The 26,690-nt window shown below is 70.0% G+C and carries 22 protein-coding genes and 2 pseudogenes; 9 read left to right on the top strand and 15 right to left on the bottom strand.

Annotated elements, in window-relative coordinates:
* The first annotated feature begins 20 nt into the window (after window positions 1-20).
* The 5 genes from phzC to phzG are packed head-to-tail and all read left to right on the top strand — an operon-like array spanning window position 21 to window position 5,258.
* The gene (phzC, locus tag PSPA7_RS16055; protein WP_012074248.1) at window positions 21-1,238 is read left to right on the top strand and encodes a phenazine biosynthesis protein PhzC; all 1,218 of its coding nucleotides are present in this window, start codon (window positions 21-23) and stop codon (window positions 1,236-1,238) included.
* Complete coding sequence (gene phzD, locus PSPA7_RS16050) at window positions 1,235-1,858, top strand: phenazine biosynthesis protein PhzD (protein ID WP_003157855.1); 624 nt, start codon at window positions 1,235-1,237, stop codon at window positions 1,856-1,858. The genes phzC and phzD overlap by 4 nt, the downstream gene beginning before the upstream one ends.
* Window positions 1,855-3,738 carry a phenazine biosynthesis protein PhzE gene (gene phzE, locus PSPA7_RS16045; RefSeq protein ID WP_012074247.1) on the top strand — a complete coding sequence of 628 codons (1,884 nt, stop codon included), beginning with the start codon at window positions 1,855-1,857 and terminating at the stop codon, window positions 3,736-3,738. Before phzD ends, phzE begins: the two co-directional genes overlap by 4 nt.
* 13 nt (window positions 3,739-3,751) lie before the next feature.
* Complete coding sequence (gene phzF / locus PSPA7_RS16040) at window positions 3,752-4,588, top strand: phenazine biosynthesis protein PhzF (protein WP_012074246.1); 837 nt, start codon at window positions 3,752-3,754, stop codon at window positions 4,586-4,588.
* Window positions 4,589-4,613: 25 nt separating this feature from the next.
* Window positions 4,614-5,258 (top strand): phenazine biosynthesis FMN-dependent oxidase PhzG, encoded by a 645-nt coding sequence (gene phzG / locus PSPA7_RS16035; RefSeq protein ID WP_012074245.1) that lies wholly within the window; start codon window positions 4,614-4,616, stop codon window positions 5,256-5,258.
* 34 nt (window positions 5,259-5,292) lie between these two features.
* Here the strand turns inward: phzG and PSPA7_RS31215 are convergent.
* From PSPA7_RS31215 to PSPA7_RS15970, 15 genes and pseudogenes are all read right to left on the bottom strand, one after another.
* Window positions 5,293-5,472: pseudogene (locus PSPA7_RS31215) on the bottom strand (HIT family protein); the annotation flags it as partial.
* A gap of 41 nt (window positions 5,473-5,513) precedes the next feature.
* Window positions 5,514-7,154, bottom strand: coding sequence for an alpha/beta hydrolase (locus PSPA7_RS16030; RefSeq protein WP_012076099.1), 1,641 nt, complete (start codon window positions 7,152-7,154; stop codon window positions 5,514-5,516).
* On the bottom strand, window positions 7,151-8,362 hold the full coding sequence (locus PSPA7_RS16025; protein ID WP_012076098.1) for an MFS transporter: 1,212 nt from the start codon (window positions 8,360-8,362) through the stop codon (window positions 7,151-7,153). Before PSPA7_RS16025 ends, PSPA7_RS16030 begins: the two co-directional genes overlap by 4 nt.
* The gene (locus tag PSPA7_RS16020; RefSeq protein WP_012076097.1) at window positions 8,363-8,551 is read right to left on the bottom strand and encodes a hypothetical protein; all 189 of its coding nucleotides are present in this window, start codon (window positions 8,549-8,551) and stop codon (window positions 8,363-8,365) included.
* Entirely contained in the window at window positions 8,548-9,699 is a 1,152-nt protein-coding gene (locus PSPA7_RS16015; protein WP_012076096.1) for a PepSY-associated TM helix domain-containing protein, read from the bottom strand. The genes PSPA7_RS16020 and PSPA7_RS16015 overlap by 4 nt, the downstream gene beginning before the upstream one ends.
* Window positions 9,700-9,739: 40 nt before the next feature.
* Entirely contained in the window at window positions 9,740-12,154 is a 2,415-nt protein-coding gene (locus tag PSPA7_RS16010; protein WP_003156968.1) for a TonB-dependent receptor, read from the bottom strand.
* A gap of 185 nt (window positions 12,155-12,339) precedes the next feature.
* Complete coding sequence (locus tag PSPA7_RS16005; protein WP_012076095.1) at window positions 12,340-13,290, bottom strand: FecR domain-containing protein; 951 nt, start codon at window positions 13,288-13,290, stop codon at window positions 12,340-12,342.
* Entirely contained in the window at window positions 13,287-13,793 is a 507-nt protein-coding gene (locus PSPA7_RS16000) for a sigma-70 family RNA polymerase sigma factor (protein ID WP_033997176.1), read from the bottom strand. The genes PSPA7_RS16005 and PSPA7_RS16000 overlap by 4 nt, the downstream gene beginning before the upstream one ends.
* A 112-nt stretch (window positions 13,794-13,905) precedes the next feature.
* Entirely contained in the window at window positions 13,906-14,589 is a 684-nt protein-coding gene (locus PSPA7_RS15995; protein ID WP_003149979.1) for a hypothetical protein, read from the bottom strand.
* A 104-nt stretch (window positions 14,590-14,693) separates the two neighbouring features.
* Window positions 14,694-15,920 carry a DUF2599 domain-containing protein gene (locus PSPA7_RS15990; protein ID WP_012076093.1) on the bottom strand — a complete coding sequence of 409 codons (1,227 nt, stop codon included), beginning with the start codon at window positions 15,918-15,920 and terminating at the stop codon, window positions 14,694-14,696.
* Between the two features lie 135 nt (window positions 15,921-16,055).
* Window positions 16,056-16,235 carry a hypothetical protein gene (locus PSPA7_RS15985; RefSeq protein WP_003149982.1) on the bottom strand — a complete coding sequence of 60 codons (180 nt, stop codon included), beginning with the start codon at window positions 16,233-16,235 and terminating at the stop codon, window positions 16,056-16,058.
* 276 nt (window positions 16,236-16,511) lie between these two features.
* A pseudogene (locus tag PSPA7_RS32675) lies at window positions 16,512-16,614 on the bottom strand (hypothetical protein); the annotation flags it as partial.
* A gap of 92 nt (window positions 16,615-16,706) precedes the next feature.
* Window positions 16,707-17,405, bottom strand: a complete 699-nt coding sequence (locus tag PSPA7_RS15980) for an anaerobic ribonucleoside-triphosphate reductase activating protein (RefSeq protein ID WP_012076092.1) — start codon at window positions 17,403-17,405, stop codon at window positions 16,707-16,709.
* Window positions 17,402-17,548: an anaerobic ribonucleoside-triphosphate reductase gene (nrdD, locus tag PSPA7_RS15975; protein WP_003149989.1), complete on the bottom strand. Its 147-nt coding sequence runs from the start codon at window positions 17,546-17,548 to the stop codon at window positions 17,402-17,404. The genes PSPA7_RS15980 and nrdD overlap by 4 nt, the downstream gene beginning before the upstream one ends.
* Window positions 17,549-17,590: 42 nt before the next feature.
* Window positions 17,591-19,618: a ribonucleoside triphosphate reductase gene (locus tag PSPA7_RS15970; RefSeq protein WP_012076091.1), complete on the bottom strand. Its 2,028-nt coding sequence runs from the start codon at window positions 19,616-19,618 to the stop codon at window positions 17,591-17,593.
* A 327-nt stretch (window positions 19,619-19,945) separates the two neighbouring features.
* Between PSPA7_RS15970 and PSPA7_RS15965 the strand changes: the two genes are divergently transcribed.
* From PSPA7_RS15965 to PSPA7_RS15950, 4 genes are read left to right on the top strand one after another with little or no spacing between them, the layout of a single operon-like run.
* Complete coding sequence (locus tag PSPA7_RS15965; protein ID WP_033997172.1) at window positions 19,946-21,907, top strand: TonB-dependent receptor domain-containing protein; 1,962 nt, start codon at window positions 19,946-19,948, stop codon at window positions 21,905-21,907.
* Complete coding sequence (cobN, locus tag PSPA7_RS15960) at window positions 21,907-25,752, top strand: cobaltochelatase subunit CobN (RefSeq protein ID WP_012076089.1); 3,846 nt, start codon at window positions 21,907-21,909, stop codon at window positions 25,750-25,752. The genes PSPA7_RS15965 and cobN overlap by 1 nt, the downstream gene beginning before the upstream one ends.
* Window positions 25,749-26,225: a MotA/TolQ/ExbB proton channel family protein gene (locus PSPA7_RS15955; RefSeq protein WP_012076088.1), complete on the top strand. Its 477-nt coding sequence runs from the start codon at window positions 25,749-25,751 to the stop codon at window positions 26,223-26,225. Before cobN ends, PSPA7_RS15955 begins: the two co-directional genes overlap by 4 nt.
* Window positions 26,225-26,563 carry a DUF2149 domain-containing protein gene (locus PSPA7_RS15950; RefSeq protein ID WP_012076087.1) on the top strand — a complete coding sequence of 113 codons (339 nt, stop codon included), beginning with the start codon at window positions 26,225-26,227 and terminating at the stop codon, window positions 26,561-26,563. The genes PSPA7_RS15955 and PSPA7_RS15950 overlap by 1 nt, the downstream gene beginning before the upstream one ends.
* The last annotated feature ends 127 nt before the right edge of the window (window positions 26,564-26,690 follow it).

Here is a 26,690-nt window from a genome sequence, read left to right as displayed (position 1 = left end):
CATCCTGGAAGGGGTGAACTATGGACGATCTATTGCAACGCGTACGGCGCTGCGAAGCGCTGCAGCAACCCGAGTGGGGCGATGCGTCGCGGCTGCGCGAGGTGCAGGCGTACCTGCGCGGCAGCCCGGCGCTGATCCGCGCCGGCGACATCCTGGCCCTGCGCGCGACCCTGGCGCGGGTGGCGCGCGGCGAGGCGCTGGTGGTGCAGTGCGGCGACTGCGCCGAGGACATGGACGACCACCATGCCGAGAACGTGGCGCGCAAGGCGGCGGTGCTGGAACTGCTGGCCGGCGCCCTGCGCCTGGCCGGCAAGCGTCCGGTGATCCGCGTCGGGCGCATCGCCGGGCAGTACGCCAAGCCGCGTTCCAAGCCGCACGAGCAGGTCGACGGGCAGACCCTGCCGGTCTACCGCGGCGACATGGTCAACGGCCGCGAGGCTCACGCCGAGCGGCGCCAGGCCGATCCGCAGCGGATCCTCAAGGGCTACGCGGCGGCGCGCAACGTCATGCGTCACCTGGGCTGGGACGCCGCTTCCGGGCAGGAGGCGAACGCCTCGCCGGTGTGGACCAGCCACGAGATGCTGCTGCTCGACTACGAGCTGGCGATGCTGCGCGAGGACGAGCAGCGCCGGGTCTACCTCGGTTCGACCCACTGGCCGTGGATCGGCGAGCGCACCCGCCAGGTCGACGGCGCCCATGTGGCGCTGCTGGCCGAGGTGCTCAACCCGGTGGCCTGCAAGGTCGGCCCGGAGATCGGCCGCGAGCAGTTGCTGGCGCTCTGCGAGCGCCTCGATCCGCGCCGCGAGCCGGGGCGCCTGACGCTGATCGCGCGGATGGGCGCGCAGAAGGTCGGCGAGCGCCTGCCGCCGCTGGTGGAGGCGGTGCGCGCGGCCGGGCACCCGGTGATCTGGCTGAGCGACCCGATGCACGGCAACACCATCGTCGCCCCCTGCGGCAACAAGACCCGCCTGGTGCGCAGCATCGCCGAGGAGGTGGCGGCGTTCCGCCTGGCGGTGTCCGGCTCCGGCGGGGTGGCCGCCGGGCTGCACCTGGAGACCACCCCGGACGACGTCACCGAGTGCGTCGCCGATTCCAGCGGCCTGCACCAGGTCGGCCGGCACTACACCAGCCTCTGCGATCCGCGGCTCAACCCCTGGCAGGCGCTCAGCGCGGTGATGGCCTGGTCCGGCGCGCAGGCGATCCCGAGCGCAACCTTCCCCCTGGAGACCGTGGCATGAGCGGCATTCCCGAAATCCTCGCCTATCCCTTGCCGACCGCCGGCCAGCTGCCGGCCAACCTGGCGCGCTGGAACCTGGAGCCGGCGCGCGCGGTGCTGCTGGTGCACGACATGCAGCGCTACTTCCTGCGCCCGCTGCCGGCGAGCCTGCGCGCCGACCTGGTGGCCAACGCCGCGCGGCTGCGCCGCTGGTGCGCCGGGCAGGGCGTGCAGATCGCCTACACCGCCCAGCCGGGCAGCATGACCGAGGAGCAGCGCGGCCTGCTCAAGGACTTCTGGGGCCCGGGCATGCGCGCCAGTCCCGCCGACCGCGAGGTGGTCGAGGAGCTGGCGCCGGGGCCGGACGACTGGCTGCTGACCAAGTGGCGCTACAGCGCCTTCTTCCACTCCGACCTGTTGCAGCGCATGCGCGCCGCCGGCCGCGACCAACTGGTGCTGTGCGGCGTGTATGCCCACGTCGGGGTGCTGATCTCCACGGTCGACGCCTACTCCAACGACATCCAGCCGTTCCTGGTGGCCGACGCCATCGCCGACTTCAGCGAGGCGCACCACCGCATGGCCCTGGAATACGCCGCCAGCCGCTGCGCGATGGTGGTCACCACCGACGAGGTGCTCGCATGAACGGCCTGCCCCCATCGCTGCTGCAACGCCTGCTCGAGCGGCCGGCGCCGTTCGCCTTGCTCTACCGTCCGGAAAGCAATGGCCCGGGCCTGCTCGACGTGATCCGTGGCGAGGCGCACGAGCTGCGCAGCCTGGCCGACCTGCCGCTGGACGAGCCCGGCGCCGGCCTGCCGCGCCACGACCTGCTGGCGCTGATTCCCTACCGGCAGATCGCCGAGCGCGGCTTCGAGGCGCTCGACGACGGCGCGCCGCTGCTGGCGCTGAAGGTCCTGGAGCAGGAGCTGCTGCCGCTGGAACAGGCCCTGGCGCTGCTGCCGAACCAGGCACTGGCCCTGGACGAGGAAGGCTTCGACCTCGACGACGAGGAATACGCCGAGGTGGTCCGGCGGGTCATCGCCGACGAGATCGGCCGCGGCGAAGGCGCCAACTTCGTGATCAAGCGGCGCTTCCAGGCGCGCATCGACGGCTACGCCACGGCCAGCGCGCTGAGCTTCTTCCGCCAGTTGCTGCTGCGCGAGAAGGGCGCCTACTGGACCTTCATCATCCACACCGGCGAACGCACCCTGGTCGGCGCCTCGCCCGAGCGGCACATCAGCGTGCGCGACGGCCTGGCGGTGATGAACCCGATCAGCGGCACCTACCGCTATCCGCCGAGCGGGCCGGACCTGGCCGAGGTCATGGAATTCCTCGACAACCGCAAGGAAGCCGACGAGCTGTACATGGTGGTCGACGAGGAACTGAAGATGATGGCGCGGATCTGCGAGGACGGCGGCCGGGTGCTCGGTCCCTACCTCAAGGAGATGGCGCACCTGGCGCACACCGAGTACTTCATCGAGGGCCAGAGCAACCGCGACGTGCGCGAGATCCTGCGCGAGACGCTGTTCGCCCCGACCGTCACCGGCAGCCCGCTGGAAAGCGCCTGCCGGGTGATCCGCCGCTACGAGCCGCAGGGGCGCGGCTACTACAGCGGGGTCGCGGCGCTGATCGGCGGCGACGGCCAGGGCGGGCGCACGCTGGACTCGGCGATCCTGATCCGCACCGCCGAGATCGAGGCCGACGGTCGCCTGCGCATCGGCGTCGGCTCGACCATCGTGCGCCACTCCGATCCCCGCGGCGAGGCCGCGGAAAGCCGCGCCAAGGCCTCCGGGCTGATCGCCGCGCTGAAGAGCCAGGCACCGCAGCGCCTGGGCTCGCATCCGCACGTGGTGGCGGCGCTGGCCAGCCGCAACGCGCCGATCGCCGACTTCTGGCTGCGCGGCGCCAGCGAGCGCCAGCAGTTGCAGGCCGACCTCTCCGGACGCGAGGTGCTGATCGTCGACGCCGAGGACACCTTCACCTCGATGATCGCCAAGCAGCTCAAGTCGCTGGGCCTGGCGGTGAGCGTGCGCGGCTTCCAGGAGCCGTACTCGTTCGACGGCTACGACCTGGTGATCATGGGCCCCGGCCCGGGCAACCCCACCGAGGTCGGCCAGCCGAAGATCGGCCACCTGCACCTGGCCATCCGTTCGCTGCTCAGCGAGCGCCGGCCGTTCCTCGCCGTGTGCCTGAGCCACCAGGTGCTGAGCCTGTGCCTGGGCCTGGACCTGCAACGCCGGCAGGAGCCCAACCAGGGCGTGCAGAAACAGATCGACCTGTTCGGCGCCGCCGAGCGCGTCGGCTTCTACAACACCTTCGCCGCGCGCGCCCTGCAGGACCGCATCGAGATCCCCGAGGTCGGCCCGATCGAGATCAGCCGCGACCGCGAGACCGGCGAGGTCCATGCCCTGCGCGGGCCGCGCTTCGCCTCCATGCAATTCCACCCCGAATCGGTGCTGACCCGCGAGGGTCCGCGCATCATCGCCGACCTGCTGCGCCACGCGCTGGTCGAGCGGCGGCCCTGAGCCAGGAGACCCCATGCACAGATATGTCGTGATAGACGCCTTCGCCAGCGAACCGCTGCAAGGCAACCCGGTGGCGGTGTTCTTCGACTGCGACGACCTCAGCGGCGAGCGCATGCAGCGCATGGCGCGGGAGATGAACCTGTCGGAGAGCACCTTCGTGCTCCGCCCGCAAGAGGACGGCGACGCGCGCATCCGCATCTTCACCCCGGTCAACGAACTGCCGTTCGCCGGCCACCCGCTGCTGGGCACCGCCATCGCCCTGGGCGCCGAGACCGACAAGGACAGCCTGTTCCTGGAGACCAGGATGGGCACCGTGCCCTTCACCCTGGAGCGCCAGGACGGCAAGGTGGTGGCCTGCAGCATGCGGCAGCCGATCCCCACCTGGGAGCACTTCGGCCGCCCGGCCGAGCTGCTCGCCGCCCTCGGCCTGAAGGGCTCGACCTTTCCCATCGAGGTCTACCGCAACGGCCCGCGCCACGTCTTCGTCGGCCTGGAGAGCGTCGCCGCGCTGTCCGCGCTGCACCCCGACCACCGCGCCCTGTGCGACTTCCCGGACCTGGCGGTGAACTGCTTCGCCGGCGCCGGGCGGCACTGGCGCAGCCGCATGTTCTCGCCGGCCTACGGCGTGGTCGAGGACGCCGCCACCGGCTCCGCCGCCGGGCCGCTGGCGATCCACCTGGCGCGCCACCGGCAGATCCCCTACGGGCAGCAGATCGAGATCCTCCAGGGCGTCGAGATCGGCCGGCCGTCGCGCATGTACGCGCGCGCCGAGGGTGCCGGCGAACGGGTCTCGGCGGTGGAAGTGTCGGGCAACGGCGCGGCCTTCGCCGAAGGCCGGGCCTACCTGTGAACCCCCAGAGCAAAGGAGCGCCGCCATGGGCGTGAACCCGAACATCTCCGAGTCCCTCACCGGGACCATCGAAGCCGCCTTCCCGGAGTTCGAGGCGCCGCCGGCGAACCCCATGCAGGTCCTGCGCAACTGGCTGGAACGCGCCCGCCGCTATGGCGTGCGCGAGCCGCGGGCGCTGGCCCTGGCCACGGTCGACGGGCAGGGCCGGCCATCGACGCGGATCGTGGTGATCGCCGAACTCGGCGAGCGCGGGGTGGTGTTCGCCACCCACGCCGACAGCCAGAAGGGCCGCGAACTGGCGCAGAACCCCTGGGCCTCGGGAGTGCTGTACTGGCGCGAGAGCAGCCAGCAGGTGATCCTCAACGGCATCGCCGAACGCCTGCCCGACGAGCGTGCCGACGCCCAGTGGCTGAGCCGCCCGTACCAGACCCACCCGATGTCGATCGCCTCGCGGCAGAGCCAGACCCTCGCCGACATCCACGCCCTGCGCGCCGAGGCCCGCCGCCTGGCCGAAACCGCCGGCCCGCTGCCGCGCCCGCCGGGCTATTGCCTGTTCGAGCTGTGCCTGGAGTCGGTGGAGTTCTGGGGCAACGGCACCGAGCGCCTGCACGAACGCCTGCGCTACGACCGCGACGAGGGAGGCTGGAGGCACCGCTACCTGCAACCGTGACGATGCCGTAGCGCCGGCGCTTCACGGCGGAGCAGCGTTCGACCCTGGCCAGCAGCGGCCCGAATTCGGCGAGGGCCTGTTCCGGCAACTGGTGGAAGGCCGTCGCCGGTTGCCGCGAGCCGAGCATGCAGTAGCCGGGCAGGGCCGAGTCGATCCGCTGGTTCAACGTCCAGTGGCGGGTCTGGTGGATGATCAGCTCGGGCGGGATATGCATGGACGGCGCTCCGCAGATGGGGCGCCCACTGTAACCCGTGGTCAGGGAAGATCCAGCCCGGTCTTGCGCCGTTTCATTTCGTCGATGCGTTGTCGCAGCGCCAGGCGCTGGGCTTGCGGCTTGGCCAGCCACCAGTCGCGCACCGCCGAGTTGTCATAGCGCGTCAGCCAACCGGAGAAACGCGCCATCTGCGCTTGCGGAAAGTCGTTGGCGCGGCCGCGCAGGTAATGATCGAAGAAGCCCAGAACCAGGGCGTTGGGCGCCTGGATGAGGATTTCCGTCGGGGCCGAGCCGAGCAGCCCGTCGCGCAGCGGTCGGCGGATGAACAGCGGATTGTCGGTAAGACCGGCATGGGCCGAGTCGCGCAGTACCAGGCGATGAATGTCCTGGCGCTGGCCGGCGTGTTCGAAGCGTTCGTAGGAAAAGTCGTTGAAGCTTCTCGGGCGGGCCGGCGGTTCGATGCCGAACAGCCGGTAGAAGTTGCCAAGGTCGGCGTGCAGCATCAGCAGCGGTGCCGGGAAATCGCTATCGAAGGGCGCGAAGTCGAAGTCGCCGCCGTCGAGGTTGACCGCCGCCGCGCAGCGTCGGTCGACCATGCAGACCGCGCCGGTGGTCGAGCCGCCGAAGGACATGCCCATCTCGCCGGTATGCGCGAAGTCGCTGGCGGCCACCAGGTCGGCGACCCTATCCGGGACCTCGCCGGCCTGCAGGCGGTCATGGACGAACAGGCGGTCGGCCAGCCATACCGGCGCGCTGAGGTTGACGGCGCGGTTGGCCGGGACGGGCAGGTCGAGGGCGGTGTGCAACTGGCCGTCGAGGCGCTGGTCGAGATCGTCGCTGACATAGCCCTGGCGCATGGCCTGCGGCAAGCCGTCGTGGGCGGCCCGGCGCAGGTGTTCGACCAGGCCGGGGTCCATGGGCAGCAGCGTACCGTCGGGCAGGCGGGTCGGCGACGCGTCGCCGCTGTGCTGGATCGCGTAGACGGCATAGCCGTGGCTGGCCAGCTCTTCCATCAGGGTCCAGTTGCCGCCGGCGAAGGCGCTGTAGCCATGGCTGTAGAACACCACCGGCAGGCGAGCGGAGTCGTCGCGCAACGGGGCGTCCGGATAGGAATGGGTGCGCAGGTGCTTGAGGTAGGTGAGCAACGGCGGAAAGCCGAGTATTTCACCGAAGCCCCGCGCGGTGCTGCGCGCCTCGTCCGGGTCGAAGTAGTGGCGTGGCGCGGTGCCGACGATCGGGCGCGCCGGGTACCAGGCGCGCACCAGCAGGCGCCGCGGCTGCCCGGCCGGGGCGCCGAGCAGGCCGGGCCGGCTGGGGTCGGCCAGTTCGAAATCGCGCACGCCGACTGCATAGGGGCCGCTCGGCGCCGGTAGCGGCGCGACCGGGAACAGGTACAGCGCGGCGATTGCCAGCAGCACCAGCAGGCCGTACAGCGAACCGCTCCGGAACGGCAGGCCGCGCACGGGCTTGCGGCGCAGACAGGTGCCGAGCAGCAGGGAGAAACCGGCGAAGGCACCGACGGCGGCCTGCCAGCGGTCGTCCCATGCAGCGTACAGGCCGGCGCCGAGCGCCAGCGTCGAGGCGAACGCCAGCAGACCACGGCGGCCGGGCAGGGCGGGTATCCACCAGGCGAGCAGGGCCGCCAGCAGGGTCGCGACCAGCAGCAGGTCGACAGCGGTCATGGGGCTTCGCTCCTCGTTTCCACGGGGCGCGTCGGTTGGCTCGGCCAGAGCGCCGCCAGCGCCAGCAGCAGGCCGACCAGCGCGTAGGGGGCGCGGCTGTCCAGTTGGTGGAGCAGCGCGCCGAGCAGCGGCCCGCTGATCAGGCCGAAGCCATGTACGGCCACCAGGGTGCCGGCGGCAGCGCCCTGTTCCTCGGCGCGCACGGCATTGGCGTTGAGCGCCGAGACTGCCGGGAACAGCCAACCCATGCCCGCCGCGGCGACGAAGAAGGCCAGCCAGAGCAGTGGCGGCGAGTCGGCGAAGCACACGGCGGCGAAGCCGATGGCGGCGACCAGCCCGCCGGCCCGGATCAGTCGCGACGGTGGCCAGTCCAGGTGGCGCACCAGGAGCTGGGCCAGGATCAGCGCGACGCCCACGGCGGTCAGGGCGATGCCGGCCACCCGCGCGGCGTCGGCGGACTCCAGGCGCAGCCGGTCGAGGGCGAAGAAGCCCACGGTGATCTGCGCCACGGTGACGCTGAACATCGCCACGAAGCCCAGCGCCAGCGGCCGCCGCAGGCGGCGGTCGCCGAGGGCCAGGGGGAGGCCGCGGTTCGGCTGGCGGCGCTCCTTGCGTGGCAGCCAGCGGTAGAGCGCCAGCAGGGCGACCAGGGGCAGCGCGGCGGTGAGCAGCAACGGCAGGACCAGCCCGTGAATCGCCAGCAGCCCGGCCAGCCCCGGTCCGATCACCATGCCCACCCCGCTGGCCGCGCCGAGCCCGGCCAGTGCCGCGGCGCGTCGTTGTGCCTCGACGTGATCGGCCACCAGGGCTGCCGTGCAAGCCGGCACCGCGGCGTAGAAGCCGCCGGCGAGGCCGCGCAGAAGAACGATGCCGGCGAAGGCGAGCAGGCTCGGCAACGTCCAGTGCAGGGCGAGCACGATGAACAGACAGAGCGAGCCGTAGGAGAGGGCGAAGCCGGCCAGCCCGCCGAGCAGTACCCGCCGTCGCCCATGGCGGTCGCTGGCGATGCCCCAGGGGCGCGCCGCGAGCATCCAGGCGATGCCGCCGGCGGTCACCGCGGCGCCGGCCTGCCAGGGCGCCAGGCCGAGCTTGCGGGCGAGCGGGCCGACCAGGGCGACGAAGGACATCACCGCCAGGGTGCAGGCGAAGGTCTCGAACATCAGCGGACGCAAGTCCAGGGTGCTGGCGGGTGGCGGCGGGGCAGTCATTCAGGGGTTCCTTCGGGTTCGCGGCAGGCGCAGCCAGACCCAGCCGATCAGCACCAGCGGAGTGCCCAGGGCGAGCCAGGAGAGCAGGTCGCAGAGACCGTCGCCGAGCAGCGCCGAGAGCAGCCCGAAGAGGCCGAGCAGGGCCAGCAGCAGGGGCCAGCGGAAGATCATCCAGAGACCGCGCCTCATGCCTTGCCCTCCGTCGCCAGGCTGCCGTCCGGCAGTTCCGCCAGGCGCTTCTCCAATGGCGTCTTGCGTCGGCCGAACCAGAGGTAGAGACCGCTGGCGAGGATGACGATGCTGACGAGATCGAGCAGCGCCCAGACGATCTTCAGCGGCATGCCGCCGTAGTCGCCGAAGTGCAGCGGCTGCGACAGCAGGAGCGTCTTCACGTACAGCGGCATCTCGCGCATGTCGGTGAGTTCGCCGGTCTGCGCGTCGATCAGAGCCGGCTTCAGCAGGCGCTCGGTGAGCGGCGTGTTGCCGCGCATGAACACCGCATAGTGATGCTGGCTGCTGAACTGGGTACCGGGGAAGCCGACGAAGCTGACCTCCATGTCCGGCGCCGCCCGGCGTGCCGTGGCCAGGGCCGCGTCGAGCGAGCCGAGGCGCTGCAGCGGCGGCGCGTTCTTGTAGGGCGCGGTCATTTCCGCCAACTGCCCGCCTTGCCAGAGCATCAGGATCGGCAGGGCCAGGGTGTTGATCACCCCGGTCACGCCGACCACCAGTACCCAGGACAGGGTGACGATGCCCAGCAGGTTGTGCAGGTCCAGCCACTTCAGGCGACGGCTGCGTTCGGCGCGTACCGTGGCGAAGTCCAGCTTGCGCATGAACGGCGTGTACACCACCACCCCGGACACCAGCGAGGCCACCAGCAGCAGGCCCATCAGGCCGAGGAACAGGTAGCCGGGCAGGCCGAGGAACAGGTCGGTGTGCAGCTTCAGCATCAGGTACATGAAGCCGCCCGGCGGCGGCAGCGCGTCGAAGAATTCTCCGGTGCGCGCGTCGAACGGCTGCATGTGGCCGTTCTCCGGCGGCGGCACCAGGGTCGGCGCGGTGATCACCAGGCCCAGCGGGTCGTCCTTTTCGAATACCAGGAAGCGCACCACCTCGCCCGGCCGGGCGGCCAGGGCGCGGGCGATCACGTCGTCGTAGTCGATGCGCGGCGACTCGGCGGTGAGCGGTTCGAGCTGCGGATGCGGCTCGAAGTAGTGCTCGATCTCCTCGTGGAAGATCAGCGGCAAGCCGGTGAGGCAGAGCATCAGCAGGAAGATCGTGGAGATCAGGCTGGTCCATTTGTGCACCAGGTACCAGGTGCGCAGGGTTTTCGCGGTCATTGGCGGCTCATCGGCGGTTTCTGGTCATGGCGGGGCGGACTCAGAAGTCCGCCGTGAGTGACAGGGAAAGGGTGCGCGGCGAGCTGATCGACAGGTAGCCGTTGGCCGCGGTCCAGTAGTCCTTGCCCAGCGCGTTCTCCAGGTTGGCGCGCGCCACCAGCGGCTTGCCGGCGACCTGGAAGGCGTAGGCGGCGCCGAGGTCGACGCGGTTCCAGTGCGGCACGTCGAGGGCGTTGGCGCTGTCCACGTAGGCCGAGCCGGTGTAGATCCAGCGGCTGTCGAGGGTCAGGCCGTCGACGAACGGGGTGTCCCAGCTGAGCCCCAGGTTGGCCTGGCGGCGGGCCACGCCGGGCGCGTCCCTGCCTTCGCTGGCGGGGTCGCCGGTCTTGTTCTGCTCGGGCTTGATGTAGGTGGCGCCGGCCATCACCCGCACGCCGTCCAGCGGTTCGCCATAGAGGCTCAGCTCCACGCCGCGGTTGCGTTGCTCGCCGTCGGCGCGGAAGACGTTGCTGGCGTCGGTATAGGCGTTCGGTTTCCTGATCTCGAACAGCGCCAGGGTGGTGGTGAAGCCGCCCAGCTCGTACTTGGCGCCGATCTCGTATTGCTCGGCCTTGTACGGCGCCAGCACCTGGCCGGCGTTGGCCGCGGTCATCGGCGCCGCCTCGCCCTGGCTGAGGCCCTGGATGTAGCTGGCGTACAGCGACAGGTCCTGCAGCGGCTTGACCAGCACGCTGGCCATCGGTGTCCACACGTGCCGCTTGTCATGGCTGGTGCGCGCGCCGCTGGTCTGGTCGTAGTTGCGCGACTCGATCTGCTGGCGGCGCACGCCCAGGGTGACCTGCACGCGATCCTCGAGCAACGACAGCCTGTCGGCCAGCGCCACGCCGCCGAGGTCGGTCTCGTTGGTCTTCGGGATGCTTCCGTCGAGGCTGGAGAAGTCCGGGACCGGCGTATGCGGCGAGGTCTGGTAGAGGTTGCCCGGCTGCATCCCGGTGAAGGCGTAGACCATGCCCAGCCGTTCGTGCAGGCGGTTGGCGCTGAGCGTCCAGTCGTGGCGGAGCGGGCCGGTGTCGAAGTTGCCGCGCAGGCCGACCTCGGCGGAATAGGTGCGGCGGTCGCCACGCTGGCGTGCCAGGCTGTTGACGATATCGCCCTGGTTGCCGATGAGGATGCTGTTGGCGGCGATGGTTTCGTAGTTGCTCTGGCGGCCGCCGAGGCTGGCGAACGCCGTCAGGTTGTCGGCGAGGTCGTACTCGCCGCGGTTGACCATGGAGTAATCCTCCTGGTCCAGGTAGGAATCGCGCAGGCCGAAGCGGGTCTTCGAGTCCGGGGCGTGGGGGATGTGAGTGGTTCCCGGGCCGGTCAGCAGCGGGCGCACCACGCCTTCCAGGCTTTCCTTCTGGTACAGCAGGTCGCTGGACAGGCGCAGGCGCTCGCCACGGAAGTCCAGGCCCAGGGAGAGCATGGGAAACTCGCGGCTCTGATGATCGACGGCGGTGTCGCCGTTGCGGTAGACGCCATTGAAGCGCACGCCGAAGGCGTTGTTCTCGCCGAAGCGACGGCCGATGTCGAGGTGGGTGCCGAGCTGGCTGCGCTGGCTCCAGTCGACGCTAACGCGGGTCAGCGGCTGGTCGTCGGCGCGCTTGGGCACCAGGTTGATGGTGCCGCCGACGCTGCCGCCGGGAGAAATCCCGCCGAGCAGGGCGTTCGGCCCCTTGAGCACTTCCACGCGTTCGGCGAACTCGATCGGCACCCGCCAGAACGGCAGCAGACCATAGAGGCCGTTGAAGGCGACATCGGCGTTCTGCACCGCGAAGCCGCGAATCGTGTAGCTGTCCACCAGGTCGCCGCGCCCGCCGACCACGCGTACCGACGGATCGTTGGCCTGCAGCAGGTCGGCGACGCTGCGCGCCTGCTGCTGGTCGATGGTCCTGGCGGTGTAGCTGACGATGCTGAACGGCGCGTCCATCACGTCGACGTTACCCAGCATGCCCAGGCGCGCGCCACGCGCCACCTGGCCGCCGGTGTACTCGGCGGGCAGGGTCTCGGCGCCGGCGGCCTGGGCGGTGATCAGCGAGGATTGCAGTTCCAGCGCGCCATCGGTGGGCGCCGGCACCAGGGTGTAGCTGCCGTCGCCGCGCTGCTGCAGTTCCAGGCCGCTGCCCAGCAGCAGGCGGTGCAGCGCCTCGACCGGCGCGTAGCGACCGCGCAGGGCGGCGTTGCGACGTCCCTCGGCGAGGGCCGGATCGAAGGCCAGGGACACGCCGTTTTCGCTGGCGAAGGCCGACAGGGTACGGCCCAGCGGGCCGGGGGCGATGTCGTAGCTGCGCGCCGCGCTGGCGACGGGTGTCTCGGCGGCGTGCAGGACGGGCACCGTGCCGGCGAGGGCCAGGCTCGTGGCGGCGACGTGGATGGCCAGGGACAGCGAACGGGGACGAAGCGTGCGTACGGGCATGTACAGGGTTCCTCGTGGTCTCTGCGGACCTTGGGTCGGACGGATTCCTCTACTTGCCAGCCGAGATGGGAAAAGGTCTCAGGTCGTGGAAAGATTCTTTCGTGGGAGCGGCCTGTCGCTGGACATGTCGGACTTGGCGCTATGCGCCCTCCGGCAGGGTTCTTCGCGCGGGTCGCACCCTGGGCTCACGCCGGCACCAGGGTGATCCAGTAGTCGGTCACCCCGCGCACCTTCAGCGGGTAGGTGGCCTGCAGCATGCCCAGCGTGCGCCGCAGATCCAGCAGCGGATAGGCGCCCGACACCGCCAGCCTGGCCAGTTGCGGATCGCAGCGCAGGACGCCGCGACGGTAACGGCCGAGTTCGCCGAGCAACTCGGCCAGCGGCATCCGGTCGGCCATCAGCATGCCGCGGGTCCAGGCGTCCGGCATATCGTCGCGGGCCAACGGGCGCGCTTCGCCATCGTTGCCCAGGCGCACCGATTCGCCGGCTTCCAGCCAGTGCCCGCGCCCATACAGCGGAAGCAGTTCGACCCGTCCGGCGAGAACCGCGATCCGGGTGGCGGCGTGCTCCTGGCGCACATTGAAGCGCGCGGCGCCGGCAGCCAGCCGCGCCTCGGCGGTGGCGACGCGGAAGGGGCGCGGTTCGGCGCGGCTGTCGACGAGGATCTCGCCGCGCTGCAGGCGTACCAGGCGCTGGCTGGCGTCGAAGGCCAGGTCCACGGCGCTGTCGGTGTTCAGGGTCAGCAGGCTGCCGTCGGGCAGATCCAGGCGGCGCTGTTCGCCCACGCCGGTGCGCTGGTCGGCCAGCCAGTCGCGCAAGGGTTCGGCCCGCCAGGTGGCGAGCCCCAGCGAGGCGCCGCCGAGGACCAGGGCGAGGTGCTTGATCGCGCGCCGCCGGTCGAGCCCGCGTTCGCGACCGAGGGTCGGCAGGGCCAGCGCCGGCGGCAGGCTGCCGAGGCGTTGCAGCAGGCGTTCGGCGCGCTCCCAGGCGTGGGCGTGTTGCGGGCTTAGCTGGCGCCAGCGGGCGCAGGCCTGGCGGGTGGCGTCGCTGCAGGCGCTGTCCTGCAGGCGCACCAGCCAGTCGGCGGCTTCGTCGAGGATATGCGAGGGAATCCTGCCGTCGAGCGCGATACTCACTCCATCAGCTCCAGGCAGTGGCGGAAAGCCTGCTGCATGTAGCGCTTCACCGAGCCCAGGGAGACTCCCAGGCGTTCGGCGATGGCCTCGTACCTCAGGCCTTCGATCTGGGCCAGGAGAAAGGCCTGGCGCACCTTGCCCGGCAGGCTGCCGAGCAGGGCGTCGATCTCGTGCAGGGTCTCCAGCACCATCAGACGCTGTTCCGGCGGCGGCGCCAGTTCTTCGGGAAGCGTGGCCAGGGCGTCGAGATAGGCGCGTTCCAGCGACTGGCGCTGGAACCAGTTGATCATCAGACCCTTGGCGACGGTGGTCAGGTAGGCCCGTGGCTCGCGCGCCTCCAGCACCCGGCGCGAGGCGAGCAGGCGGGCGAAGGTGTCCTGGGCCAGGTCGGCGGCGTTTTCCGCGCAGCCCAGGCGCCGCCGCAACCAGCCTTGCAGCCAGCCGTGGTGGTTGTGGTAGAGATGGCTCACAGCGTCGTGCAGGGAGGCGTCGGCCGGTGGCATGGGGGAGTCGCTGTTGTAATTGAGAATGAGTCTCATGCTACTTGCAGCCAGGGGCGGCCCACAAGTCCCCCGGACCGGCGGCGGCGCCTGCCGGCGCAGGTGGCGAGGAAACTCAGGCGTGTTCCAACCCATACTGGAAGAACGCCATGTCGGCCAGGCGGCCGGTGGGGTAGAGCAGTCCCTGGCGGGCGGTTTCCAGGCGCGGGAAGGACAGCCGTTCCGCGCCGATCAGGCCGTGCAGCGCGGTCAGCGTCTTGCCGCTGGCGCGGGTCAGGTGGGGGCGGCGCGGGTACAGCGCGCGACAGGCGGCCACGTAGTAGCGGTCGAGGGCGGGGAACTCGCCCCAGACGCCGAGGAGGATCTTGCTTTTCAGGGTGTCGGTCCAGCTGACCCGGCTGCTGAGGGTGTCCATCGCGCCGAGCACCGTCTCCAGCAGTTCCTGGTTACGCGCCAGGCGTGGGGCGCTGGCGGCGAAGTCCACCAGCGACAGTTCGAACAGCTCCGGCCCCGGGCCGCCGAACAATTGCCGGGCCAGGGCCTTCATCAGGTCCAGATTGCTGTTCTGCAACAGGCCTGACGAGCCACGGAACATGCCCCAGTTGGCCAGGTAGAAGCCCAGGTGCAGCGCGGTGGTATCGAGCTGCTCGGGAGCGACCAGGTCGTCCCAGCTACGCCGGGAATCCCAGATGTATTCCCAGAGGAACTCCCAGGCTTTCAGGCGCGGGTATTCATTGCCCGGAGCATATTCCAGGCTGGCGTGGTAGCGGTGGACATAGTCGGCGGCGTCGAAGGCCATGCGTTCGTTCCCAGGGCGGCGTGGAAAGGAAAGCATGGTAAAATGTGTGATATCAAAGCGCCATATGTCGGGCGGAGACGCCGCGGCGCCCCCGCCGGATGGCCTCAGGTGTTGTTGCAGCCCTTGGCGATCGAGTCTTCGTTGGAGGTATACGGCCGCGACGGTTCCAGGTTCCACTCCGGTTTGTCGCGGGCGATGTTGAAGTGACAGACCAGTTGCCGGCGCATGCTGCCAATGTTGCTGTCGCGGTTGTCCGGGTTGTCCTTCCAGGCGCTGTCCAGGTAGTGGTCGACCACCAGTTCGTTGAAGAAGTTGTTGGTCTGGTCGTCCTGGATCCTGCGCCCGCAGTCGGTGGGGATCACCTCCAGGGTCATGATTTTCTTCCTGAAGCCGGGATCGTCGCGTTCCACCCAAGTGGCGCTTTCCACGTAGCGTTGGCAGGCGTTCTTCGCGCTGATCGGGTAGATCGCCTGCTTGCGGCTGTCGTAGGCGAACTGCGCCTCCTGCTGGCGGGTCTGCGGCAGTCTCATGTTGATGATCGGCAGGAACGCCTGGACCGACTGGTACCACTGGATCTGGTTGAGGCGCGCGCCTTCCAGGCCGGCGTCCTCGGTGTAGAACGCGGCGAGGATCGACGGCGACTTCGGCGGGTTCTCCTCCCACTTGGCCAGGCGCAGTTCGTTCTGGGTGGTGAAGGATTCGTCGGCGATCTGCGCCATTGCCCGGAGGCTCTGGTAGAACGCCGGTCCGGCGGCGACATTGCGCTCGTCGCGGACATCGAAGGAGCACTGCCGGGAATGGTCGCCGCGATTCTGCCGGTAGTTCGCCGCCCACTGCTCGGCGGTGCCGACGTTGATGTCCTGGCAGAACTTCTCGACGCTGTTCGGCGTGCGCCGCGAGTCGGTGCAGCCCTGCTGGGCGCGATCGTCGGTGGCGGCGTCGATGGGGAAGGAACAGAGCACCGCGTAGTCTTGGTGATCCTTCGGGTTGCCGAAGATGGTGTCGAAGATGAAACCGCTCTTCAGCCCGTAGGCGAGCTTGCGGTATTTCGCGTCCTTGCGCAGGTAGGAGGCGGAGACGCCACCGCTTTTCTGGCTCTTCGGACTGACGCTGTAGAACATGTAGTCGGTGGACGGCCAGGTGGCTCGGAACAGCACGCCGGAACAGAGGAACGCCGGCTTCGACGGTCCGCCGCAGTCCTGGCGGGTGTCGTTGTACAACTGGTTGAGGCGGGCGACCACGTCGTTGCCCTGGTCGGCCTGGGCCGCCGGGGTGAGCGCCAGGCCGCCGGCGGCGAGAAGAGAGAGAAAGGCGGATCTGCTTCCGTTCATGGGATGGACTCCACACAGGTTCGAAGGAACGGGCCGGGGACGACCCGGTTGGCCCCGATAGGGCGAGTGCGACGGGCGGATCGCGGGGGATGGTCGGGAAACGCATGCGGCGGCGGGCCGCCGGCGCAGCGCAGATCAGCGGAAAGCGGCGGCGCGGGGCAGCAGGCGGATGTCGTGGGCGATGCCGGGTTCGCTCGTGACCGAAGACGGCGTGGCGGGCGGGTGGCGGTGGTCGAGAGAGGCGGCGAAGGCCGCGGTGACAACCACGAACAGGGTGGTTAGCGGGGCGGATACCACTTGAACTCCGTTATGCATCGCAGGCCTCCTTTGCGCCGCGTCGATGGGCTTGCGTCATACCGTTCGAGCCTAGAAGCGCGGGCCGCGTCGCTCCAGCGGCGGGGTGGCTAGCTAGCAAGGGGGATTAATGCATTCGCAAAGGCGCTCGCTGTGGAGCGACTGCCGGACGCGGTAGCGCGGCATACACGGGCCGCGCCGGTTGGCGTTGGTGGTGTCCTGCAAGCTCCGGGTAACGGGCTTCGCCGCCAGTCCAGGCGACCGCCTCGGTTCGCGGACTGTGCCAGGACGCCGCTCCCGCGTTCGGCGACAGCCGCGCCGCCTGCAAGGCGAACCACAGGGTCGCCACATCGGTGGTGCCGTCCAGCGAGCGGCCGCTGACGTCCTCGATCCGGCGCATTGATATGGGTCTTGTGCGAGCCTCTATCGCCGGGGCTGGATGCCCGGTCCGAGGAGCAGGATGGCGCGCCCGAGCGGCGCCGATGGGGCGGCTCAGGCGTCGCGCAGCTCGAAGGCGGGAAACAGTGCCTCCAGCTCTCGCCATAGCTGGGGGGCGCCCTGCGGCGCGGGCGCCGCGAGAAGCGTCGGATCGAGCTGGCGGGCCGGGCGCGCCAGTTGCACGGCGAAGCGCTCCACGCCCATCCCACGCAGGCGCGTCGCCAGGCGCCAGAGGCGTTCGCTATCGAACAACCGCCAGTGCACCGTGGTCCGGCATTCGTAGGCCACGCCGCTATCGAGCAGGCGTTCCAGGCTGCGCCAGTTGGCCGCGCCGCTGCCGCGCACGCCGGTAATGGCGGCGACGTCCTCGGCCAGCGCCTTGACGTCGAAGCCCACCCAGTCGGTATGCGCCAGTACCCGGGCGAACGCGCGCGGGTTGATGCCGGCGCTGTGCAGGCCGACGCGGAAGCCCAGTTCGCGTACCGTGCGCATGGCGTCGCCGAGGGCCGCCTGCAGGGTCGCTTCGCCGCCGCTGAAGACCACCGCCTGCAACAGGTCCTGGCGGCGGCGCAGGAAATCGAGCAGGCCTGCCCAGGGAATCTCCCGCGCGCCACGGGAGGCGATCAGTTCCGGGTTGTGGCAGTAGCGGCAGCGCCAGGCGCAGCCCTGGCAGAACAGCACGCAGGCGAGCAGGCCGGGATAGTCGAGGGTGGTCAGGGGCACGACGCCCCCGACCCTGAGCGTGGCGCTCATCGCGTCTCGCGGAAATGGCGGCGTTCGCGATGCTCGGACTGCTTGCCGGCATTGAACGCGGCTACCGGACGGTGGTAGCCCATCACGCGGGTCCAGACTTCGCAGCGCTGGCGCTGGCTTTCGGGCAACTGGTTGACGCTCATCGGTGTACTCCTTGCGGTTGGATGGAAGGGAAAAGGGCCGGCTCAACCGCCACAGCCGCCGCAGCAACTCCTGGCGCCCGCGCGGCGCAGCAGTTCCTCGTCGCACTTCGGGCAGAACTCATGCTCGCCGGCCAGGTAGCCGTGCCGCGGGCAGATCGAGAAGGTCGGGGTGACGGTCAGGTAGGGCAGGCGGAAGCGCCCGAGGGCGTTGCGCACCAGGGTCTTGCAGGCCTCCGCCGAGGATATCCGCTCGGCCATGTACAGGTGCAGCACGGTGCCGCCGGTGTACTTGCATTGCAGGGCGTCCTGCAGTTCCAGGGCTTCGAACGGATCGTCGGTGAAGCCCACCGGCAGTTGCGAGGAGTTGGTGTAGTAGGGGGCCTGCGCGGTGCCGGCCTGGAGGATGTCCGGATGGCGCTTGCGGTCCTCGCGGGCGAAGCGGTAGGTGGTGCCTTCGGCGGGGGTGGCTTCCAGGTTGTAGAGGTGTCCGCTGTCTTCCTGGAAACCCACCAGGCGGGCGCGCACGTGGTCGAGCAGGGCCAGGGCCATCTCACGCCCGGCTTCGCTGTGCAGTCCCTCGCGGTCGTCGCTGAAGTTGCGCAGCATCTCGTGCAGGCCGTTCACCCCGATGGTGGAGAAATGGTTGCGCAGGGTACCCAGGTAGCGCCGGGTGTAGGGATAGAGGCCGGCGTCCATGTGCTGCTGGATCACCTTGCGCTTCAGCTCCAGGCTGGCGAAGGCGAGTTCGAGCAGGTGGTCGAGCTGGCGGTAGAGGCCGGCGGCGTCGCCACGGTGGCGATAGCCCAGGCGCGCGCAGTTGAGCGTCACCACGCCCAGCGAGCCGGTCTGCTCCGCCGAGCCGAACAGGCCGTTGCCGCGCTTGAGCAACTCGCGCACGTCCAGTTGCAGGCGACAGCACATGGAGCGCACCTGGTTGGGCTGCATGTCCGAGTTGAGGAAGTTCTGGAAATAGGGCAGGCCATAGCGCGCGGTCATCTCGAACAGGCGCGTGGCGTTGTCGCTGTCCCAGGGGAAGTCGTGGGTGATGTTGTAGGTCGGGATCGGGAAGGTGAACACCCGGCCGTGGGCGTCGCCGGCCTGCATCACCTCGATGTAGGCGCGGTTGATCAGGTCCATCTCGGCCTGCAAATCGCCATAGGCGAAGGGCATTTCCTCGCCGCCGATGCGCGGCACCTGGTCGCGCAGGTCCTCCGGGCAGACCCAGTCGAAGGTCAGGTTGGTGAAGGGCGTCTGGGTGCCCCAGCGCGACGGTACGTTGAGGTTGTAGATGAACTCCTGGAGCGCCTGGCGCACGCCGGGATAGTCGAGGCGGTCCTTGCGTACGTAGGGCGCCAGGTAGGTGTCGAAGGAGCTGAAGGCCTGGGCGCCGGCCCATTCGTTCTGCAGGGTACCGAGGAAATTGACCATCTGCCCCAGGGCGCTGCCCAGGTGCTTCGGCGGCCCGGCCTCGACCCGCCCCGGCACGCCGTTCAGGCCTTCGTTCAGCAGGGTGCGCAGCGACCAGCCGGCGCAGTAGCCGGCGAGCATGTCGAGGTCGTGGATGTGCAGGTCGGCGTCGCGGTGGGCGGCGGCGACCTCGGCGTCGTAGACCTCGTCGAGCCAGTAGTTGGCAGTGACCTTGCCCGACACGTTGAGGATCAGGCCACCGAGGGAGTAGCCCTGGTTGGCGTTGGCGCGTACCCGCCAGTCCTCCTGCGAGAGGTACTCGTTCATCGACGCGGCGACGTCCACCAGGCTCCTGCGCTCGCGCCGCAGCCGGCCGTGGCGTTCGCGGTAGACCACGTAGGCGCGTGCGGTGGGATAGTGGCCGGCCTCCATCAGCACCCGTTCGACCAGGTCCTGGACCCGTTCGATATCCAGGCAGGCGCGCTCCGGCAGGCGCTCCACCACGCGCTCGGCGAGCGCCTGCGCCTGCCGCGAGTCCAGTTCGCCGGTCGCCTGGCCGGCGGCGGCGATGGCGCGTTCGATCTTGCCGGGATCGAACGGGACTTCACGTCCGTTGCGCTTGAGCAGGGTGGCCGGCGAGGAAGCCTTCCGGGGCTGGGTCATTTCAGATTCTCCACAACATGATGTGTTTTGTTTTTTCAAAACATCAATATGTTGTGGATTCTGGCGGGCGTCGCCGGGCGGACGTTGATCTGCGTCAACCTCCGGCGGATTGCCCGGGTTCCATTGGAGGTATTCCCTGTGTCGGTGACCGCGTCGACCAGACCCGGGCGAGGCGGGCGAAGACCGCATGATCGTCCAGTTCCTGGCAGACCGTGGCGACCTCGGCGAAGCCCGCCTGGCACGCAGCGTGAAAAACGGCTGGCGTTCTTAGCCTCATAGAATGTTATGTTATAACTTCTGATTATTCATAATTCATGACTGCCGACCATGCTCCCCCATTCCTCCCCGCGCCGTCTTCCTCCACTGCGGCTGGCCCGCGCCATGCCGGTCCTCTACCTGTTCCCCTGCCTGGCGCTGGCTGCGCCGGTCGACCTGGAGCCCACGGTGGTCAGCGCCACCAATACCGAGCGCAAGCTGCGCGACGCCCCGGCCAGCATCTCGCTGATCGCCGCCGAGGACCTGCGGCGGCGCCCGGTGCGCGACCTGCAGGAAGCTCTGCGCGGTTCGGAAAGCCTGCAGTTCAACGGCGTCGGCATGTCCCGGCGGGGCATCAGCGTTCGCGGCATGTCCAGCGAGCACACCCTGGTGCTGGTGGACGGCCAGCGGATTTCCACCTCGTCCGGGGCCATCGCGCATTCCGACTTCGACCTCGGCTGGGTGCCGGTGGAAAGCATCGAGCGCATCGAGGTGGTGCGCGGGCCGATGTCCTCGCTCTACGGTTCGGAAGCCCTTGGCGGGGTGGTGAACGTGATCACCCGGCGCGCCACCGATACCTGGACGGGCAGCGGCCTGCTCGATGGCGGTGTGCGCGAGGACGGACTCGGCGGACAGAACCACCAGCTCGGCGCCTATCTCTCCGGGCCGCTGGTGCCCGGCAAGCTGGGCCTCGCCCTGAATGGCGAGAGCCGCCGCCAGCAGGAAACCCCGGACGCCGACGATCGCCGGCTTTCCGAGCTGGAGGGCGGCAACGCCGACAGCGCCGGGCTGAACCTCAGCTGGACTCCTGACGAAGCCCAGCGCATCGAGCTCGGCCATCAGCGCGGGCGCGAACGACGCTGGCGCAACAGCGAGACCGGCGGGCCGCGCTCGCGCTACTACGAGTCGCGCGACGTGATCGAACGCGAGCGCTGGTCGCTCGCCCACAATGGCCAGTGGGACTGGGGCAGCAGCCAGCTGCGCACCTACCGCAACCGCCTGGAGCGGCACAACGCACGTTCCGACGGACAATCGCCGAGCAACCCGCAGCGCCTTACCGACAGCGTGGTCGACGGCCACCTCAGCCTGCCGGCCTTCGAGCGGCATCTCTTCACCCTCGGCGGCGAATGGCGCAAGGAAGAACTGGAGGATCGCTCGGTGAATACCGCCGGCGACGCCAGCGCGCGACACAAGGCGTGGTTCCTGCAGGACGAGATCGCCTTCGGCCCGGACTGGTCGCTGACCCTCGGCAGCCGCTTCGACAAGCATGAGGCGTTCGGCTGGGAAAGCAGTCCGCGCCTGTACCTGCTGCACCATCTTTCCGATGCGCTGACCCTGCGCGCCGGTGTCGGCCGCGGCTACAAGGCGCCGAGCCTGAAGCAGTTGTCGCCGGAGTATGCGGCGGTGGGCGGCGGCGGGCGCTTCACCATCTACGGCAATCCCGACCTGAAGCCGGAAACCAACACCTCCTACGAACTGGGCGCCGACTACCAGGGCGACGGCTGGACGCTGAAGGGCACGCTGTTCGAGAACGACGTCAACGACCTGATCCAGACCGTCTGCGTAGCGCGCTGCGGGGTACGCGGCGCCGAAGTGCGCAACTACGAGAACGTCGAGAAGGCGCGGATCCGCGGCATCGAACTGGGTGGTGGCGTCGACCTGCCCGCGGACCTGCGCTGGGAGTTCAACTACACCTATCTCGACGCGCGCAACCGCACCGTTGGCCAGCGCCTTGGCGACCGTGCCCGCCACCTCGCCAACAGCCAGTTGCGCTGGACGCCCGACGCGCACTTCAGCGCCCAGTTGCGCACCGAATACGTCGGCAGCCAGGTGACCTACAGCAGCAACGTCGGCTATGCCTTGCCGGCCTACAGCCTGTGGCACCTGGAGCTGAGCCGGAAGCTCAGCGAGAACCTGACCCTGCGCGGCGGCATCGAGAACCTCGGCGACCAACGCCTGGCCGACGACGACACGCACTTCACCTATGCCGAACCTGGGCGGACCTTCCATCTCGGTCTGGTGGCGAGCTTCTGATGCGCCGTTCGCTACTCTTCTGCGGCGCGCTGCTGGTCGGTCTCTGTGCCTGGGCGGAGCCGGCCCAGGTGCGTCTGCTCAGCAGCGACTTCGTCCTCCCGGGCAAGCACCAGCGCCTAGCCGGATGGGCGCGCGAGGCCGGTGTCGAGTTGCGCGGCCTGCGCCTCGGCATTGGCGAGGCGCCGCCCGGCGACTGGCTGGACGGCGGCGACCTGCTGATCCTCGACACGCCGCGTCCGACCGACCGCGCCCAGGTCGAGCAGGCGCTGGGCGAGCGCTTGCAAGGCGGGACGCAACCCTGGATCCGCGTCGGCGGCGGTCCGCCGGGTTTCGGCAACCTGCCGGCGGCGCTGGGCGGGCGCCTGGTCGGCTACTACGCGAACGGCGGTGAAGCCAACCTGCGCCGGCTGTTCGAGGCGGTCCGACGCTGGCATGCCGGCCTGCCCGTCGACGCGTTGCCGGCGCCGCAGCCCCTGGCGCAGGCCGGCTTCTATCATCCCGACGCACCGGCGCCGTTCGCCGGCCTCGCCGACTACCTGGCCTGGGGCGCCTCGCGCTGGGCCAGCGATGCCCCGCGCATCGCCTTCCTCATTCCGCGCGGGGCCATCGCCGACGCCCAGACCGGCGCCATCGACGAACTGTTGCGGCGTAGCGAGCGGCACGGCCAGGCGCCGCTGGCGGCGTGGTTCGACGACAGCGATCCGGACGCGTTGAGGAAGTCCTTCGCTGGCGCCGATGTCCAGGCGCTGGTCAACCTGCAGCACCTGCAGAACGGCCCGGCGCGCCGTGCCGAGTTCCTCGCGCTGGACGTGCCGGTATTGCAGACCCTCGGCTACCGCGACGGCAACGAGGCCGACTGGCTGGCCGCCGCCAGCGGGGTGGCGCCGCGTACCGCGGCGGCCTTCCTCGGCATGCCGGAAACCTGGGGAATGAGCGATCCGTTGGTGATCAGCGCCCTGGAGAACGGCGAGCCGAAGCTGATGGCCGGGCAGGCCGAGGCCCTGCTGGACAAGCTCGACCGGCTGCTGCGCCTGCGTCGCCTGCCGGCGGCGGACAAGCACCTGGCGCTGATGTTCTGGAACCACCCGGAGGGCGAGAAGAACGTCGCCGCCTCGCATCTCAACGTACCGGCCAGCCTGGCCCGTCTCGGCGAGGCGCTGCGGGCGGACGGCTACCGGATTGCGACGAGCGACGAAAGCACGCTGGTCGATACCGCCCAGCGCCTGCTCGGCGGCTACTACCGGCCGCAGACCCTGGACGCGCTGTATCGCGACGGCCTCGCCGCGAGCCTGCCGCTGGACGCCTACCTGCGCGGGTTCGAGGCGCTGCCGGCGGATCTGCGCGAGCGGATGCGCGGGCGCTGGGGCGACCCGAGTCGACATTGGGCCTTGCGCGACATCGACGGCCAGCGACGCTTCGTGTTCCCGGCGGCACGCCTGGGCAATCTCCTGTTGTTGCCGCAGCCGCCGCGCGCCGGCCGTCCGGGCGAGGCCTACCACGACAGCGCGGTGCCGCCGGACCACCTCTACCTGGCGGTCTACCAGTTCGTCCGCGAGGGCTTCGGCGCCGACGCGCTGATCCATTTCGGCACCCACGGCACCCAGGAATGGCTGCCCGGCAAGGACCGCGGGCTGGCGGTGGGCGACTACCCGCTGCGGGCGCTCGGCGACCTGCCGGTGTTCTATCCATATATCCAGGACAACGTTGGCGAGGCGCTCCAGGCGCGCCGGCGCGGGCGCGCGGTCACCGTCAGCCACCAGACGCCGCCGTTCGCCCCGGCCGGGCTGTACGACGAACTGCGCGACCTGCACCAACTGATCCACGAGTACCAGCAGCTGGACGAAGGCGCGGTGCGCGAGCGCAGCGCCGGGCAGATCCGCGCGGCGGTTCTGGCGGCGCACATGAACGACGACCTGGGCTGGAGCGAGGCGGCGATGCGCGAGGATTTCCCGGCGTTCCTCGGTGTGCTCCACGACCACCTGCACCGACTGGCCGGCGCGGCGATGCCGCTGGGGCTGCACACCTTCGGCGTCGCCGCGGCGCCGGAGCTGCGCCTGGGCACCGTCATGCAGCAACTCGGCGAACCCTACTACCGCGCGCTCGGCCTCGATCCCGGGGAACTCTTCGCCAGCGACTTCAAGGCAGTGCGCGACAGCCGCGCCTACCGCACGTTGCAACGCTACCTGCGCGACGGCGACGAGATCGCGGGTGTGGCCGACCCGCGCCTGCGCGAACAGCTGCTGCGCGCCCGCGAGCTGGACCGCCAGCTCGCCGCCACCGGCGAACTGGAGGCGTTGCTCGCCGGCCTCGCCGGGCGCTTCGTCGCACCCGGACCGGGCGGCGATCCGATCCGCAATCCGCAGGTGCCCAGCGGGCGCAACCTGTTCGCCTTCGAGGCCGACAAGGTACCGACCCGCGCCGCCTACGAAGCCGGCGCCGAGGCCTTCGGCCAACTGCTGGAAAGCTACCGCGCCGAGCACCAGGGCAGGGCGCCGGAAAAGCTCGCCTTCAGCCTCTGGTCGTCGGAAACCATGCGCCACCTGGGCATCGTCGAAAGCCAGGCGCTGCACGCCCTCGGCCTGCGCCCGCGCTGGGACGCCGGTGGCCGCCTGCTGGCGCTGGACATCGTGCCGGCGGCGGAGCTGGGACGCCCACGGGTGGACGTGGTGCTACAGGTGACCAGTGTCTACCGCGACCAGTTCGACGGCTTCATGCGCCTGCTCGCCGAGGCCATCGAGCGCCTCGCCGCGCTGGACGAGCCGGGCAACCCGCTGGCGCGCAACAGCCAGGCGCTGGAGCGGCGCCTGCGCGAACGCGGCATCGAAGCGCCACTGGCGCAGCGCCTGTCGCGCCTGCGGCTGTTCGGCAACGCGCCGGGCGACTACGGCACCGGGGTAACGCAACTGACCCTCGACTCCACCCGCTGGGACGACGACTCGGCGCTCGCCGAGCAGTTCCTCGGGCGCTTGCAGTATGCCTACGGCAGTCGCGACTGGGGCGTGAAGCTGGACGGCGGCAACCTGTTCGCCGAACAGTTGAAGGGCGTCCAGGCGGCGCTCCTCTCGCGCTCTTCGACGCTCAACGGCGTGCTCTCCACCGACCACCCGTTCGAGTACCTCGGCGGCCTGTCACTGGCGGTACGCTACCTCGACGGCGCCAGCCCGGCGCTGTACATCGCCGACCTGCGCCAGCGCCAGCCGCGCACCACGGCCGCCGCGCAGTTCCTCGCCAGCGAGCTGCGCGGGCGCTACCTCAGCCCGCAGTGGATCGCCGCGATGCAGCGCGAGGGCTACGCCGGCAGCCTGGAAATGCTCGACCTGGCCAACAACCTGTGGGGCTGGCAGGCGGCGGATCGCACCATGGTCCGCGCCGACCAGTGGCAGGCGTTGCACGACACCTTCGTCATGGACCGCCGCGAGCTGGGTCTCGCCGAGTGGTTCGAAACGCACAATCCGACCGCCCAGGCGCAGATCATCGCGCGCATGGCCGAGGCGATCCGCAAGGGCTACTGGGACGCCAGCGAGCAGACCCGCCGCGAACTGGCCGAGCGCTGGCGGCAACTGGCGGCCGCCGGCGCCGGCGAGGCCGGCGCGGCGACCACCCGTGAATTCATCGAACGGATGGCCGGCGGCTTCGGCGAGGCCGCGGCGCAGGCGGAGGGCGCCGCGGCGTCCGGCGCCGGCGAAACGGTCAGCGGCCGCGTCCTCGAAGAAGTCGCGCCGCCCCCGCCCGGCGAGCCGCAGCGGTGGTTCTGGCTGGCCGCCGCCGCGCTGCTCGCGCTGTTCGTCGCCGGTGCCGTCCGGCAATCCGTAGTCAATCGTCTCCTGATGGAAAATCGCTCATGAATGGCCTGGAAACCAGCCTCTACGAACTCACCCGCCTGTTCCTCGTCCCGGTGCTGCTGTTGATCCTCGCCGCGCTGGCCTATGCCTTCGTCGCCCTTGGCGGCTTCGCCGTGGAAGCCTGGCAGCGCCATCGCGGGCGCTACCGTTCGCGCCTGGCGGCGTGGCAGGCGTTGCACGGCGGCAACAGCGACGATCTCGAACTGTGGATCATGCAGCGCCTGGAGTGGCTGCGGGTCACCTCGCGCAGCGCGCCGATGCTCGGCCTGGTGGCGACCATGATCCCGATGGGGCCGGCGCTGCTGGCGCTGACCCGCAACGATGCGCAAGGTATCGGCGAGAACCTGGTGGTGGCGTTTTCCGCGGTGATCCTGGCCCTGGTCGCCGCCAGCGTCACCTTCTTCATCCTCACCGTGCGTCGCCGCTGGCTGCTCCAGGAACTGCGCGCCGTCGAGCGCGCGCGGGAGGCCGGCTGATGCGCTTCCTCGAACACGACGAGGCGGACGACCCGATCCTCTCGATGGTCAACCTGATCGACCTGTTCCTGGTGGTGATCGGCATTCTCCTGATCGTCATCGTGCGCAACCCGCTCAATCCGTTCAGCCAGGACAAGGTCGTGGTGGTCGAGAACCCCGGCGAGGCGGACATGCGCATGCTGGTCAAGGATGGCAAGGAACTGAAGCGCTACCAGGCCAGCGGCGAAATCGGCGAAGGGCAGGGCAGCCGCGCCGGGGTGACCTACCGCCTGGCCGACGGGCGGATGATCTACGTGCCGGAAAGCGGAGGGAGCGCCGACCGGCCAGCGGCCCAGTGACGAGCCGGCGCGACGGCGGACTCGATGCCGCCGCCGGGGGCCGGCGCGCTCCCGGCGTTCGCGGATCCGCCGGTCGTCGATCATCTGGCGGTCCGCCTCGCATCGATGGAAAGACGCGCATCGGGGC

The sequence above is a fragment of the Pseudomonas paraeruginosa PA7 genome (assembly GCF_000017205.1).
Lineage (GTDB): Bacteria > Pseudomonadota > Gammaproteobacteria > Pseudomonadales > Pseudomonadaceae > Pseudomonas > Pseudomonas paraeruginosa.
Note: the sequence above shows the minus strand (reverse complement) of the source record. Positions and strands in the feature narration are given on the sequence as shown.

Bases quoted from the DNA above. Each gene is read 5' to 3' on its own strand.
- phzC (WP_012074248.1), top strand. From the start codon at position 21: ATGGACGATCTATTGCAACGCGTACGGCGCTGCGAAGCGCTGCAGCAA.
- phzD (WP_003157855.1), top strand. From the start codon at position 1,235: ATGAGCGGCATTCCCGAAATCCTCGCCTATCCCTTGCCGACCGCCGGC.
- phzE (WP_012074247.1), top strand. From the start codon at position 1,855: ATGAACGGCCTGCCCCCATCGCTGCTGCAACGCCTGCTCGAGCGGCCG.
- phzF (WP_012074246.1), top strand. From the start codon at position 3,752: ATGCACAGATATGTCGTGATAGACGCCTTCGCCAGCGAACCGCTGCAA.
- phzG (WP_012074245.1), top strand. From the start codon at position 4,614: ATGGGCGTGAACCCGAACATCTCCGAGTCCCTCACCGGGACCATCGAA.
- PSPA7_RS16030 (WP_012076099.1), bottom strand. From the start codon at position 7,154: ATGACCGCTGTCGACCTGCTGCTGGTCGCGACCCTGCTGGCGGCCCTG.
- PSPA7_RS16025 (WP_012076098.1), bottom strand. From the start codon at position 8,362: ATGACTGCCCCGCCGCCACCCGCCAGCACCCTGGACTTGCGTCCGCTG.
- PSPA7_RS16020 (WP_012076097.1), bottom strand. From the start codon at position 8,551: ATGAGGCGCGGTCTCTGGATGATCTTCCGCTGGCCCCTGCTGCTGGCC.
- PSPA7_RS16015 (WP_012076096.1), bottom strand. From the start codon at position 9,699: ATGACCGCGAAAACCCTGCGCACCTGGTACCTGGTGCACAAATGGACC.
- PSPA7_RS16010 (WP_003156968.1), bottom strand. From the start codon at position 12,154: ATGCCCGTACGCACGCTTCGTCCCCGTTCGCTGTCCCTGGCCATCCAC.
- PSPA7_RS16000 (WP_033997176.1), bottom strand. From the start codon at position 13,793: ATGCCACCGGCCGACGCCTCCCTGCACGACGCTGTGAGCCATCTCTAC.
- PSPA7_RS15995 (WP_003149979.1), bottom strand. From the start codon at position 14,589: ATGGCCTTCGACGCCGCCGACTATGTCCACCGCTACCACGCCAGCCTG.
- PSPA7_RS15990 (WP_012076093.1), bottom strand. From the start codon at position 15,920: ATGAACGGAAGCAGATCCGCCTTTCTCTCTCTTCTCGCCGCCGGCGGC.
- PSPA7_RS15985 (WP_003149982.1), bottom strand. From the start codon at position 16,235: ATGCATAACGGAGTTCAAGTGGTATCCGCCCCGCTAACCACCCTGTTC.
- PSPA7_RS15980 (WP_012076092.1), bottom strand. From the start codon at position 17,405: ATGAGCGCCACGCTCAGGGTCGGGGGCGTCGTGCCCCTGACCACCCTC.
- nrdD (WP_003149989.1), bottom strand. From the start codon at position 17,548: ATGAGCGTCAACCAGTTGCCCGAAAGCCAGCGCCAGCGCTGCGAAGTC.
- PSPA7_RS15970 (WP_012076091.1), bottom strand. From the start codon at position 19,618: ATGACCCAGCCCCGGAAGGCTTCCTCGCCGGCCACCCTGCTCAAGCGC.
- PSPA7_RS15965 (WP_033997172.1), top strand. From the start codon at position 19,946: ATGCTCCCCCATTCCTCCCCGCGCCGTCTTCCTCCACTGCGGCTGGCC.
- cobN (WP_012076089.1), top strand. From the start codon at position 21,907: ATGCGCCGTTCGCTACTCTTCTGCGGCGCGCTGCTGGTCGGTCTCTGT.
- PSPA7_RS15955 (WP_012076088.1), top strand. From the start codon at position 25,749: ATGAATGGCCTGGAAACCAGCCTCTACGAACTCACCCGCCTGTTCCTC.
- PSPA7_RS15950 (WP_012076087.1), top strand. From the start codon at position 26,225: ATGCGCTTCCTCGAACACGACGAGGCGGACGACCCGATCCTCTCGATG.